Source organism: Mesorhizobium sp. M1066, from assembly GCF_040318635.1.
Taxonomy (GTDB): Bacteria; Pseudomonadota; Alphaproteobacteria; order Rhizobiales; family Rhizobiaceae; genus Mesorhizobium.
Genome location: NZ_JAMYMR010000019.1, coordinates 1 through 13,091, shown reverse-complemented (window position 1 = coordinate 13,091; position 13,091 = coordinate 1). Strand labels below are relative to the sequence as shown.

Annotated in this window: 10 protein-coding genes; 9 read left to right on the top strand and 1 reads right to left on the bottom strand. The window is 63.3% G+C overall.

All coding sequences use genetic code 11. The annotated features are described in order from the left end of the window. Positions 1–5 precede the first annotated feature (5 nt). From NKH52_RS21760 to NKH52_RS21725, 8 genes are all read left to right on the top strand, one after another. Positions 6–1,685 (top strand): amidohydrolase, encoded by a 1,680-nt coding sequence (locus tag NKH52_RS21760; RefSeq protein WP_352733682.1) that lies wholly within the window; start codon positions 6–8, stop codon positions 1,683–1,685. A 141-nt stretch (positions 1,686–1,826) separates the two neighbouring features. Next, positions 1,827–2,921, top strand: coding sequence for an ABC transporter ATP-binding protein (locus NKH52_RS21755; RefSeq protein WP_352441909.1), 1,095 nt, complete (start codon positions 1,827–1,829; stop codon positions 2,919–2,921). A 2-nt stretch (positions 2,922–2,923) separates the two neighbouring features. Beyond that, entirely contained in the window at positions 2,924–3,844 is a 921-nt protein-coding gene (locus NKH52_RS21750) for an ABC transporter permease (protein ID WP_352733684.1), read from the top strand. Continuing rightward, positions 3,837–4,637: an ABC transporter permease gene (locus tag NKH52_RS21745; RefSeq protein WP_352733686.1), complete on the top strand. Its 801-nt coding sequence runs from the start codon at positions 3,837–3,839 to the stop codon at positions 4,635–4,637. The genes NKH52_RS21750 and NKH52_RS21745 overlap by 8 nt, the downstream gene beginning before the upstream one ends. 23 nt (positions 4,638–4,660) lie before the next feature. Continuing rightward, the gene (locus tag NKH52_RS21740; RefSeq protein WP_127290368.1) at positions 4,661–5,695 is read left to right on the top strand and encodes an ABC transporter substrate-binding protein; all 1,035 of its coding nucleotides are present in this window, start codon (positions 4,661–4,663) and stop codon (positions 5,693–5,695) included. A 68-nt stretch (positions 5,696–5,763) separates the two neighbouring features. Beyond that, positions 5,764–6,960, top strand: a complete 1,197-nt coding sequence (locus NKH52_RS21735; RefSeq protein ID WP_352733689.1) for a serine hydrolase domain-containing protein — start codon at positions 5,764–5,766, stop codon at positions 6,958–6,960. 36 nt (positions 6,961–6,996) lie between these two features. Next, positions 6,997–8,178, top strand: a complete 1,182-nt coding sequence (locus tag NKH52_RS21730; protein ID WP_352733691.1) for a serine hydrolase domain-containing protein — start codon at positions 6,997–6,999, stop codon at positions 8,176–8,178. A 129-nt stretch (positions 8,179–8,307) separates the two neighbouring features. Continuing rightward, positions 8,308–10,635 carry a Tex family protein gene (locus tag NKH52_RS21725; RefSeq protein ID WP_352733693.1) on the top strand — a complete coding sequence of 776 codons (2,328 nt, stop codon included), beginning with the start codon at positions 8,308–8,310 and terminating at the stop codon, positions 10,633–10,635. Here NKH52_RS21725 and NKH52_RS21720 read toward each other — a convergent pair whose 3' ends face one another. Continuing rightward, positions 10,636–11,547: a LysR family transcriptional regulator gene (locus NKH52_RS21720; RefSeq protein ID WP_352733695.1), complete on the bottom strand. Its 912-nt coding sequence runs from the start codon at positions 11,545–11,547 to the stop codon at positions 10,636–10,638. It lies immediately after the preceding gene. Between the two features lie 137 nt (positions 11,548–11,684). On the opposite strand from NKH52_RS21720, the gene NKH52_RS21715 reads away from it, so the two are divergent. Further along, positions 11,685–12,881: an acyl-CoA dehydrogenase gene (locus NKH52_RS21715; protein WP_352733697.1), complete on the top strand. Its 1,197-nt coding sequence runs from the start codon at positions 11,685–11,687 to the stop codon at positions 12,879–12,881. Positions 12,882–13,091: the final 210 nt, after the last annotated feature.

Here is a 13,091-nt window from a genome sequence, read left to right as displayed (position 1 = left end):
TCGCGATGTCTGTCACAGGTGCGGGTCACAATGCGGATCTGATCGTCATCAACGGTCGTGTACGGACCATGGACGACGACAATCCCGCCGCCGAGGCCGTCGCCGTCAAGGACGGCGCCATCATCGCCATCGGCAGCCGCGCCTCCATCGAAGAGTTCAAGGGACCGGCCACCAAGGTGATCGACGCCAAGGGCGGTTCTGTCGTGCCGGGTTTCATCGAAGCCCATATGCATTTGTTTTCGGGCGGGGCTGAACTTGCCCACCTTCAACTCACCGGTATTCAGGGCTTCGAGGCGCTGCAGAAGGCGATCCGCGACTATGCGCCGACCCGGCCCGACGCGACGATGCTGGTCGGCCAAGGCGTCGACTACACCGTGCTCGGCAGCGAGCGCGTGACGCGCCATCACCTCGACGCCATTTTGCCCGATCGCCCGTTCTGCATGGCGGCGCCCGACCATCACACCATGTGGGCCAACACCAAGGCGCTGGAAATGGCCGGCATCCTGCAGGGGCGCACGCTCGGCCCTGGCAATGAGATCGTCATGGGTGACGATGGACTGGCCGCCGGCGAATTGCGCGAAGGCGAGGCCTTTGGTCCGGTGCTCGATCTTGCCGGCGAAGGCCGGGTTCGGCTGGGCCTGTCGACCGGCGGCGAGCCGGACCCGATGCCGACGGCGGCGGAGCGGGACGCCGACCGCGACATCATGCGGCGCGGGCTCGCCTGGTGCGCCCGCCACGGCATCACCTCGATCCAGAACATGGACGGCAATCTCTATCAGCTTGAGCTGCTGGCCGAGATCGACGCCGAGGAAGGCTTGCCCTGCCGCGTCAAGATCCCGTTCCACTACAAGAATTTCATGACGCTCGACATGCTCGACAAGGCATCCGATATGGCCGAACGCTACAACAGCGAATGGCTGTCGTCGGGCATGGTCAAGGTGTTCTACGACGGCGTTCTCGATTCCTGGACAGCTGTCATGGTCGAGCCCTATGCCGACCGCCCGGACTGGGTTGGCGAGCCGCTGTTCACGCCGCAACAATTCATCGATCTGGCCGTCGCGGTCGACAGACGCGGGTTGCAGATTGCCGTGCACTCGATCGGCGACGGCGCGGTGCGCGCGGTGCTCGACGGTTATGAGGCGGCGCAGAAGGCGAACGGCAAGCGCGACAGCCGTCACCGCGTCGAGCACATCGAGGTCACCACCATCGCTGATGTGCCGCGTTTCGCCGAACTCGGCGTCATTGCCTCCATGCAACCGCCGCATCCGCCCGGCGCAATGGATTTTCCGCTGGAGCCGACGGTATCGCGCATCGGGCCGGCGCGCTGGCCGCTGAGCTATGCCTGGCGGACCTTGAAGGATGCCGGCGCGCATGTCGTCTTCGCATCCGATTGGCCGGTGTCGCCGATCGATCCGATCCTGGGCATTCAGGCGGCAGTGTTGCGCAAACCGTGGGCAGAAAGCGACCCGGACCAGAGTTTCTCACTGCATGAAGCGATCGCCGGTTACACGATCGAGGGCGCCTACGCCGAATTCGCCGAGCACCGCAAGGGCACGCTGAAATCAGGCTACATGGCCGATCTGGTGGTTTTGTCGATGGATATCGAGAACACCGCCCCGGCCGACCTGCACAAGGTGCGGCCGGTGACGACGATTTGCGGCGGCAAGGTCACCTATCAGGCCTGACTATGGCATGGGGCTTGCAGGCCTTAATGACTGATTGAACTGTGACCCAATGCCGGGCTTGCCAACCCACCGGCCATGTGGTCACATCGAACAGGGGAAGAGCTCCGCCAGCAAGAGCGGGGTCAACAGTGAGGCGTAATCGTGCCGGACAAACCGGATCGGAATGCGATTGAAGTAGTAAACGTCAGCAAAATTTTCGGATCAGGTGAGGGGCAGGTAGCTGCCCTCGACACGGTCTCGGTATCTATCCGCGAGAACGAATTCTTCACGTTGCTGGGGCCATCCGGCTGCGGCAAGACGACGTTGCTCAGGCTGATCGCCGGCTTCGACTTTCCAACCGCCGGTGAAATCCTGCTCTACGGCCAGGACATCGCGCCGCTGCCGCCCTTCAAGCGGCCGGTCAACACCGTTTTCCAGTCCTATGCGCTGTTCCCGCACATGACGGTCGCCGACAATATCGGCTTTGGCCTGGAAATGCTGGGCAAGCCGAAGGCGGAGATCAAGGCGCGCGTCGCCGAGATGCTGAAGCTGGTCAAGATGGAGGCACTCGCGGGTCGTCGCACCAGCCAGATCTCCGGCGGCCAGCAGCAGCGCGTGGCTTTGGCCCGCGCTTTGGCGCCGCAGCCGAAGGTGCTTTTGCTCGATGAGCCGCTGTCGGCGCTTGACTACAAGCTGCGCAAGGAGATGCAGATCGAGTTGAAACGGCTGCAGCACGAGACCGGTATCACCTTCATCTTCGTCACCCACGACCAGGAAGAAGCGCTGACCATGTCAGACCGCATCGCGGTGATGTCATCGGGCAAGATCCTGCAGGTCGGTTCGCCCTGGGATATCTACGACAAGCCGGCGGAGCGCTTCGTCGCCGACTTCATCGGTGAAACCAACTTCCTCACCGCCGCCATCAGCGAGATGGCCAACGGCAAGGCGCGCGCCACGCTCAAATCCGGTGCGACCATCGAGGCGACCGTGGCCCAGGGTTTCCAGCCCAAATCCAACGCCACGGTGGTGGTTCGGCCCGAACACGCCAAGCTGACCAAGGCCAAGGGCGAACTGTCGGGGACGGTCGAAAACATCGTCTATTTCGGCACCGACACCCACATCCATGTTCATCTCGACAGCGGCGAACTCTTCACCGTACGCCAGCAGAACACGCGCAGCGCGGGCTGCGGTTTCGAGAAGGGCGACGCGGTCGGTATCCTCATCGGCAGCGATGCCGCTCAGGTCCTGAAGGACTGACGATGGCGACCGCGGAAGAAGTCGCCAAGGCAGCGGAGCGGCGCGATGTCCGTGACCGCTGGCTTTTGTCAGCGCCAGCGCTGCTGGTCATTTTCCTCGCCGCGACCGGCCCCTTGCTGATCGTGCTCGTCTACTCGTTCCTGACGCCAGGCTCCTATGGCGACGTGAAGTGGCAGTTCTCGCCGGAAGCCTGGACATCGGTGTTTCTGGAACGCGATATCTTCGACGACACGCTTTCGATCGCCGCCGCCCACGTCACCATCTTCCTGCGCTCGATCAAGCTCTCGGTGGTGACGACGATCGCCACTTTGGTGCTTGGTTTCCCGACCGCCTATTTCATGGCGACGCGGAGCGAAAAGACCCGCGATCTCTGGCTGTTCCTGATTACCATTCCGTTCTGGACCAACCTTTTGATCCGCACCTTCGCGGTGCTGCAGATCATCCGCAACGAAGGCATCGTCAACACGATCCTGCTCAAGCTCGGCATCATCTCGGCGCCCATCCAGATACTTTACACCGACACGGCGATCCTGATCGGCATGGCCTATGTCTACCTGCCGCTGATGGTGCTGCCGATCTATGCCAGCATGGAAAAGCTCGATTTCCGGTTGGTCGAGGCGGGGTACGACCTTTACGCGTCGCGCTTCCAGGTGCTGCGGCGGATCATCTTTCCGCTGGTCAAACCGGGCGTCATCGCCGGCTCCATACTGGTCTTCATTCCAGCACTTGGCGCCTATGTGACACCGAGCGTTCTTGGCGGCGGCAAGAACATGATGCTGTCCAACCTGATCGAATTGCAGTTCGGGCAGGGCCGCAACTGGCCACTCGGCTCGGCGCTGTCGATCGCCGTCATGATCATCGTCATGGTGGCGCTGCTTGCCTATGTGCGCAATGCCGGAAGATCGGGGGTGCGTCATGGCTAAGAACTTTTCCATCAAGCACCAGCCAGGATTCACCGCGATCGCCGCGACCTGCTTTATCGTGCTGTATCTGCCGATCATCGTGCTGGTCATCTATGCCTTCAACGCGGCGAGCTCGACCTCCGAATGGGGCGGCTTTTCGCTGAAATGGTTCCAGTCGGCATGGCAGAACACGCAGGTCGTCGATGCCACGCTGCGTTCCTTCCAGATTGGCTCCATCGCGGCGGTGCTCTCCACGATCTTTGCCACCATGGCGGCGCTCGCCACCACCCGCACCGCGTCCTATCCCGGCCTCACCTTCAAATATGCGGCGATCAACCAGCCGCTGATGGTGCCCGAGATCGTCACCGGCGTGGCGCTGCTGATCTTCTTCTCGCGCATCAAGATCTTCACCGGCTATTCCGGCATCGGCTATCTGGTCGCCGCGCACACGGCGTTCTGCATTCCCTTTGCCTATTTGCCGATCCGGGCGCGGCTTGAGAATATGGACCTGACGCTGGAGCGTGCCGCAGCCGACCTCTACGCGACGCCCTGGAAGGCTTTCCGGCGCATCACGCTGCCGCTTCTGTGGCCCGGCATCCTGGCCGGGCTGATGCTGGCCTTCGTCATCTCGCTCGACGACGTCGTCATCACCGAGTTCGTCAAATCAGGCGGCCAGGACACGCTGCCCACCTACATGCTCGGCCAGATCCGCCGCGGCATCACACCCGAGATCAACGCGATATCGACCGCCTTCCTGCTGCTTTCGGTCGCGATCGTCACGTTGTTTTTCTTCGTCAGCAGGAAACGAGACTGAACCGAAAAATGGGAGTTAAAACCATGAACTGGAAGACAACAGCAACCGCCATGGGGTTGGCGTTGCTCGCCTCGACGGGCCTGGCCCGCGCCGACGGCGTGCTCAACATCTACAATTGGGGCAACTACACCAGCCCCGATGTGATCAAGAAGTTCGAGGCCAAATACAACGTCAAGGTGACCATCACCGATTACGATTCCAACGACACCGCGCTGGCCAAGGTTCGCCAGGGTGGCACCGGCTTCGACATCGCGGTGCCGTCGCAGACCTACGTGCCGATCTGGATCAAGGAAGGCCTCATCCAGGAGACCGATCCTGGCAAGATGGAAAACTTCAAGAACGTGGCGCCGGAATGGGCCAATCCCGATTTCGATCCGGGTCGCAAATACAGTGTTCCATGGGCGTGGGGCACGATCGGCGTGGTCGTCAACACCGATGCCTACAAGGGGCCGGCCGATAGCTGGGGTATCATCTTCAACACGCCTGACGAACTCAAGGGCAAGGTCAATGTCGTTCCGGAGATGGGCGATGTGATGTTCGCCGCGATCAAGTATGTCGGTGGCCAGCAATGCACCGACGACAAGGCGGTGCTGAAGAAGGTGCGCGACCTGCTGGTGGCGGCCAAGCCGAACTGGATCGCGATGGAGTACAACACCATCGAGAAGATGGGCGCCGGCGACTTCAAGGCGACCAGCGACTGGAACGGCTCGGCGCTGCGCCAGCGGCTGGCCAACCCGGCCATCCACTACAACTATCCGAAAGAAGGCTTCGGCCTGTGGAGCGACAACGTCGTCGTTCTGAAGGAAGCCAAGAACGTCGAGAACGCCAAACTTTTCCAGAACTTCATCATGGATCCGGAAAACGCGGCAGGTCTCTCGGCCTTCCACCGCTACGCCAATGGCATCACCGGTTCGGACAAGTACATGCCTGCCGACATGAAGGACGCGCCGGAAGTCATAATTCCGGCCGCGGACAAGCCCCTTGGCGAGCTGCAGCAGATGTGCTCGCCGGAAACCCAGGAACTTTACACCAAGATCTGGACCGAGTTGCAGAAGTAAACTTGGTTCGACGGACCCGGCGGCACACGCCGCCGGGTCCGTTTTTATGTTCAAGGGACTCGGCCGTCATGGACTCCTATCGCAATTCCGATCCGCGGCCGCCGATCATGCAGGGCTCGCCGCCCGCCATGGTACCGCCGAAGCTCGACTGGGACCGGCCGCCGTGGAACCGCTGGGCGTTCCAGCACATCCGTGAAATTCTGCCGACCGCCGAAGTCTGGCGCGGCAATGGCCATCGCCACCGGTTCGAGCGCGCCGAGGCCGATCTCGACGGGCTGCAGGTCGAGGACAGCGAGGGCATGCCGACAACGCTCGCCGGCCTGCTCGACGAGACCTATACGGACGGCTTTCTGGTGCTCAAGGACGGCAAGGTTGCCTATGAGCGCTACTTCAACGGCATGGATGAGCGCACGCTGCACCTGTCGCAGTCGATGGCGAAGTCCCTTACCGGTTCGGTGTTCGGCATACTGGTTGGGCGCGGCCTGATCGGTCCGGCCAGACCGGTAACCGACTACCTGCCGGAGCTCGGCGTCACCGGCTGGGCCGGCGCCAGTGTGCAGCATGTGCTGGACATGACCAGCGGCGTCCGCTTCTCCGAGGAGTACACCGACCGCTATTCGGACATTGGCCAGGTCGATGTCGCCACCGGCTGGAAGCCGGTGCCGCCGGGCAGCGATCCGGCCTTTCGCTGGCCCTCGCACATGTTCGAGCTGATCCTGGGCTTGAAGGAAACGATCCGCCCGCACGGGGCTCAATTCGAATACCGCTCGATCGAGACCGACGTGCTTGCCTTCATCATGGAACGGGTGACGGGCAAACGGCTTCCGCAGCTGGTTTCGGAAGAACTCTGGCAAAAGCTCGGCGCTGATGAAAGCGCCTGCTTCACGGTCGACAGCGCCGGCTATGCGGTGGCCGATGGCGGCTTCAACGCGACGCTGCGCGACTATGGCCGCTTCGGCCAGCTGATCCTCGACAATGGTGGCGGCGTCGTGCCGGCCGGCTGGGTCGAGGCGACGCGCAACGGCAGGCATGGGCCGGACTTCAGCCCCAGCCTGCCGGAGGGCAGCTATCGCAACCAGTTCTGGATCGAGGACCCGCGCTCGCGCGCACTGATGTGCCGCGGCGTGTTCGGTCAGATGATCCATATCGACTGGAACACCGGAATGGTCGTGGTGAAGCTTTCGACTTGGCCGGATTTCGCCAATGGTGCCTATTCCATAGCGACGCTGAAGGCCCTGCACGCTATCGCCACGGCACTTCGCTGAGCCCCACAAAGAAGAAACGACCCGGAAGGAAACGCCATGACCGGCAAGACCGTGTTCGAGACCCGCTATGGCTTCCGGCGCAACCAGGTGGTGCTCGCCAACTGGCGCGAGAACCCGTTCAACCGGTGGTCGTTCCAGAATCTCGGCGAACTGGTGCCGACCGCCCGCGTGGCGGCGGCGTCGGGGGTTGTCGAAACCCCCGTGCGCGATATGGGCGGCCTACTCGGCGAAAAGGTCGTGATCGCCGGCACACCGGAGACGGTGGCTGAATTTCTCGCACGTTCGAGCACCGACGCACTGACGGTGATGAAAGGCGGCAAGATCGTCGGCGACTGGTTCGCCCCGCATATGGATTTCGGCGCCCGCCACATCATCTTCTCGATCAGCAAGTCGGTGACAGCCATCATCGCCGGCATATTGCAAGGCGAGGGGGTGTTCGACCCGGAAGCGCCGGTGACGGCCTACATCCCTGAAGCCGCCGGCTCTGCCTATGGCGATGCGAGCGTGCGGCATGTGCTCGACATGAGCGTCAGCCTCGATTTCGAGGAAGCCTATCTTGATCCGGAGAGCGCTTTCGCCCGCTATCGTCGCGCCACGCTGTGGAATCCGGGCGGCGGCACGGAGAGCCTGCGCGAATTCATCCTGACCCTGCAACGCCTTGCAGAGCCGCATGGCCAGACCTTCCGCTACCGCTCGCCGAATTCCGACCTGCTCGGCCTGCTGCTCGAGCGTGCGTCGGGCCAGCGGTTCACCGACCTGATGCGCGAGAAGCTGTGGCTGCCGCTCGGCGCTGTCAGCGAAGCCTCGATCGGCGTCGACATGGAGGGCACGGCGCGCACTGCCGGCGGCATTTCGGTGACGCCGCGCGACCTGGCGCGTGTCGGCGAGATGATGCGGCAAGGCGGGGTGGCCAATGGCCGCCGCATCGTGCCCGAGGTGTGGGTACGCGACACGACCAGCACTGGCGGCAGTGCAGACGCCTGGCAGCGCGGCGCGATGCTGCCACTGTTTCCCAAAGGCCGTTACCGCAACAAATGGTACCAGACTGGACACGAGAACGGCGCCTATTGCGGCATCGGCATCCATGGTCAGTGGCTGTATGTCGATCCCAGGACCGAAGTGGTGATCGCCAAGATGTCGTCGCAGCCGGAGCCGGTCGACGATCCGCTCGATGTCGAGATCGTCGCCTTCTTCGAGGCGCTGAGCCGCATGGTCTAGACTGGGCCCGAGCCGCCACATTAGCGCACGCTTTCCTGTGGACCCGCCGGGCTGATCAAAGCGCGGCGGTTGGCGGGCCGGACGTCTGCGCCTATGGTCGCCGCTCTTTTCGATGAGAGCAGGAACGACATGGCATCCGACATCAAGCGCATCGCAGCCATCATCGCGGCCGAGATCAACGCGCGGCCAGAACAGGCGGCCGCGGCGATCGGGCTGCTGGACGAGGGCGCGACAGTGCCGTTCGTGGCGCGCTACCGCAAGGAAGTCACCGGCGGGCTGGACGACACGCAATTGCGCGATCTTGCCGAACGGCTTGCCTATCTGCGCGAGCTCGACGCGCGCCGCGACACCATCCTTGGCTCGATCCGCGACCAGGGCAAGCTGACCGAGGAGCTTGAAGGCAAGATCGTCGCCGCCACCACCAAGGCTGAGCTGGAAGATATCTACCTGCCCTACAAGCCCAAGCGCCGGACCAAGGCGGAGATCGCCAGGGAACGCGGGCTGGGGCCGCTGGCCGAAGCCATCTTGGCGAACCGCTCATTGGTGCCTGCCGAACTGGCGCTGGCCTATGTCAGCGAAGAGGTGGCCGATACCAAGGCGGCGCTCGAAGGGGCGCGCGACATCCTGTCGGAACAATTCGCCGAAAATGCCGATCTGGTCGGCAAATTGCGCAGCTACATGAAGGAGCGCGCCTTCATGCGGGCCAGGGTGGTCGACGGCAAGCAGGAGGCCGGCGCGAAGTTCTCCGATTATTTCCACCATGTCGAGCGCTGGACAAATGTGCCGAGCCACCGCGCGCTGGCGATGCTGCGCGGCCGCAACGAGGAAGTGCTGTCGCTCGACATCGAGGTCGATGCCGATGACACCTCGCCGGTGAAACCGGTCGAGAGGATGATCGCCAATGCCTATGCCATCGGCGGCAGCCTGCCGGGTGACAGATGGCTGATGGAGGTGGCGGGCTGGACCTGGCGCATAAAACTGTCGCTGCACCTGACACTCGATTTGATGCGCGACCTGCGCGAGCGGGCCGAGGAAGAGGCGATCCATGTCTTCGCCCGCAATTTGAAGGATTTACTGCTGGCGGCGCCCGCCGGTTCGCGCGCGACGATGGGGCTCGACCCCGGCATCCGCACCGGCGTCAAGGTGGCGGTGGTCGACGGCACCGGCAAGGTGCTGACAACAACGACGGTCTATCCATTTCCGCCCAGGAACGATGTGCGTGGCACGCAGGCGGAACTCGCCAAGCTCATCCGCCTGCACAAGGTCGAGCTGATTTCGATCGGCAACGGCACTGGTAGCCGCGAGACGGAAAGGCTGGTCGCCGACATGCTGTCCGACATGCCGGCGGATGGTGGGCCGAAGCCGCTGAAGGTGATCGTCAGCGAGGCCGGCGCCTCGGTCTATTCGGCATCGGCGACGGCGGCGGCGGAATTCCCTGGCCTCGACGTGTCGTTGCGCGGCGCTGTGTCGATTGCCCGGCGGCTGCAGGATCCGCTGGCCGAATTGGTCAAGATCGAACCCAAATCGATCGGCGTCGGCCAGTACCAGCATGATGTCGACCAGTACCGTCTCGGCCGCTCGCTGGAAGCGGTGGTGGAAGACGCGGTCAACGCCGTTGGCGTCGATCTCAACACCGCCTCGGCGCCGCTGCTGGCGCGCGTTTCAGGTCTCGGCGCGTCTCTGGCCGACGCGATCGTCGCGCATCGCGATGCGACCGGCCCCTTCGCCAGCCGCAAAGACCTGCTCAAGGTGCCGCGGCTCGGACCTCGCGCATTCGAACAATCCGCCGGCTTCCTGCGCATTGCCAATGGCAGCGAGCCGCTCGATGCCTCGTCGGTGCATCCCGAAGCCTATGGCGTGGCCAAGAAGATCGTCGCTGCCTGCGGGCGCGATGTCCGCTCGCTGATGGGCGACAGTGCCGCGCTGAAGGCACTCGACCCGCGCGTCTTCGTCGACGAGCGTTTCGGCCTGCCTACGGTGCGCGACATCCTGGCGGAGCTGGAAAAGCCCGGCCGCGACCCGCGCCCCGGTTTCAAGACGGCGACCTTCGCCGACGGCATCGACGACATCAAGGATCTGAAGCCCGGCATGCTGCTTGAAGGCACGGTCACCAATGTGGCCGCCTTCGGCGCCTTTGTCGATATCGGAGTGCATCAGGACGGGCTGGTGCATGTCTCGCAACTGGCCGACCGGTTCATCAAGGACGCGCATGAGGTGGTCAAGGCCGGCGACGTGGTCAAGGTGCGGGTCGTCGACGTCGACATCAAGCGCAAGCGCATCGCGCTATCCATGCGCAAGGATGGTGGCGAAGGCGGCGCGTCGAAAGGTGGGCCGCGCGATACCGGAGGCGGCAGGCCGGCACCGCGTTCGCCGACGCCGCAGCAACGTCAGCCGGAGCGGCCGGCACAGCAAGGCGCATTCGGTGCTGCGCTGGCCGATGCGCTGAAGCGAAAGTAGCTACCACGCCAGAACGGCCGGCTCTTTCTCGACCCGGCCCAGCAGCCAGTCGCGAAAACTGGCGACCGGCGGATGGCCGCGCTTGTCGTGTGGGATGACGAGATAGTAGGCGCTGCGGCTTTGCATGGGCTGGCCTGGCGCCGGCACCAACTGGCCGCGCTGCAATTCGCCTGCAATGAGGATCAGCGGCAGCAGCGCCACGCCGAGCCCCGCCATGCAGGCCTGGGCGGCGGTGCCGAACTGCTCGAACTGCATGCCGGGCCCGGTCGGCGCGCTCAGGCCCTGACGCTCGAACCATTCGGTCCAGGCGCCAGGACGCGTCGCCATATGCAGCAGCGGCAGGCGGCCGATATCGGCCGGGGAGGCGATGGCGCGGCCGGCGAGGAATTCGGGCGACACGACCGGCGCCACGGTTTCGCGCACCAGCAGTGTGGAGTCGGCCTCAGGCCAGTCCGGCAGGCCATAGTGGATGGCGGCATCCAGCCTCTCCCTGGCGAAGTCGAAGCGACCGACGCGGGTGACGAAATTGATGGTGATATCGGGATTGTTTTCGACGAAATCGGGGATCATCGGCATCAGCCAGCGCGTGCCGAAGGTCGGCAATATGGCAAGGTTCAGGATGCCGCTATGCCGATTGCTCATCAATCCAAGGGCTGCGTCACGCAACTGGCCAAGTGCTGAACGCACCGCCTCGGCGTAGATTTCGCCCGATGTCGACAGCCTGACATTGCGGCTGTCGCGTTCGAACAGCCGGCGGCCGAATTGATCTTCAAGCGATCTGATCTGCCGGCTGACCGCGCCTTGGGTCAGATCGAGCTCCTGGGCGGCAGCGGTGAAACTGCCCAGCCGGGCCACAGCCTCGAAGGCGGCAAGGGCGCTTATGTTGGGCAAAAGGCGGCGCTGGACACTCATGATCCATTCCTAACGCTCATTGATCGGTGAATCAATTTCGTTTGATTTTTTCGAGGCGCAGGCCGATAGAACGGGCCAAGATTTTGCTTCATGCATGCCGTCATTTTGAGCGAGATGCATTGTTTGGGAGAAACGCGATGGCCGCCGACAAGAACGCATTCGTCTGGGAAGATCCGTTCCTGATCGAGGGCCAGCTTTCGGAAGACGAGCGCATGGTGCGCGACGGTGCGGCGGCCTTCGCCGCCGACAGACTGGCGCCGCGGATCGAGGACGCCTACCTCAACGAGACATTCGACACCGCGATCTTTCGCGAAATGGGCGAGGCCGGCCTGCTCGGCATCAACATCCCCGAGGAATTCGGCGGGCTTGGCGCGAACTACGTCACCTATGGGCTGGTCGCGCGGGAAGTCGAACGTGTTGACTCGGGTTATCGCTCGATGATGTCAGTGCAGTCGTCGCTGGTGATGTATCCGATCTACGCCTATGGCTCGGACGAACAGCGCAAGAAGTACCTGTCCAAGCTTGCCAGCGGCGAGTGGATCGGCTGTTTCGGCCTGACCGAGCCGGATGCCGGCTCCGACCCGGGCGGCATGAAGACACGCGCCGAGAGGACAGCCAACGGCTACAAGCTGTCCGGTTCGAAGATGTGGATTTCCAACGCGCCCGTCGCCGATGTGTTCGTCGTCTGGGCGAAGCTGAAGGGCGAGAACGGCAAGGACGAGATCCGTGGCTTCGTGCTGGAAAAGGGCATGAAAGGGCTTTCGGCGCCGAAGATCGGCGGCAAGCTTTCGCTGCGGGCGTCGATCACCGGCGAAGTGGTGATGGAAGGCGTCGAAGTCGGCGAAGATGCGCTGCTGCCCAACGCAAAAGGCCTCGGCGGACCGTTCGGATGCCTCAACCGGGCTCGCTTCGGCATTTCCTGGGGCTCGATGGGCGCCGCCGAGGATTGCTGGCACCGCGCCCGCCAATACGGTCTCGACCGCAGGCAGTTCGGCAAGCCGCTGGCCGGAACGCAGCTTTACCAGAAGAAGCTGGCGGATATGCAGACCGAGATCGCGCTTGGGCTGCAGGCGTCCTTGCGCGTCGGGCGGTTGCTGGATGAAGGCAAGATGGCGCCGGAAATGATCTCGATCGTCAAGCGCAACAATTGCGGCAAGGCTCTCGATATCGCGCGCCAGGCCCGCGACATGCATGGCGGCAACGGCATCCAGATCGGCTACCACGTCATGCGCCACGCGCAGAACCTGGAGACCGTCAACACCTATGAAGGCACGCACGACGTGCACGCGCTGATCCTGGGACGGGCACAGACGGGGATGCAGGCGTTTTTCTAAGCCAAGCAGTGCCATGCAGGTAATGTGTGCGTCTGAATGGATAGCTGATCGCGTTACCAAAGCCGCGCGATTGAGGACCGACTTCCCCCACTCCGTCTCGGCTTCGCCGAGCCACCTCTCCCCCCTGTTTGGACCGGAGACATCGCGAACAGGTGTGCGAGGACATCGCGAACAGTTTTGTCACTTATCGTCTGCAGAGGTTGAGGTCGA

Excerpts from the sequence above, each read along its gene's own strand:
- NKH52_RS21760 (WP_352733682.1), top strand. The coding sequence starts at position 6 with ATGTCTGTCACAGGTGCGGGTCACAATGCGGATCTGATCGTCATCAAC.
- NKH52_RS21750 (WP_352733684.1), top strand. The coding sequence starts at position 2,924 with ATGGCGACCGCGGAAGAAGTCGCCAAGGCAGCGGAGCGGCGCGATGTC.
- NKH52_RS21745 (WP_352733686.1), top strand. The coding sequence starts at position 3,837 with ATGGCTAAGAACTTTTCCATCAAGCACCAGCCAGGATTCACCGCGATC.
- NKH52_RS21740 (WP_127290368.1), top strand. The coding sequence starts at position 4,661 with ATGAACTGGAAGACAACAGCAACCGCCATGGGGTTGGCGTTGCTCGCC.
- NKH52_RS21735 (WP_352733689.1), top strand. The coding sequence starts at position 5,764 with ATGGACTCCTATCGCAATTCCGATCCGCGGCCGCCGATCATGCAGGGC.
- NKH52_RS21730 (WP_352733691.1), top strand. The coding sequence starts at position 6,997 with ATGACCGGCAAGACCGTGTTCGAGACCCGCTATGGCTTCCGGCGCAAC.
- NKH52_RS21725 (WP_352733693.1), top strand. The coding sequence starts at position 8,308 with ATGGCATCCGACATCAAGCGCATCGCAGCCATCATCGCGGCCGAGATC.
- NKH52_RS21720 (WP_352733695.1), bottom strand. The coding sequence starts at position 11,547 with ATGAGTGTCCAGCGCCGCCTTTTGCCCAACATAAGCGCCCTTGCCGCC.
- NKH52_RS21715 (WP_352733697.1), top strand. The coding sequence starts at position 11,685 with ATGGCCGCCGACAAGAACGCATTCGTCTGGGAAGATCCGTTCCTGATC.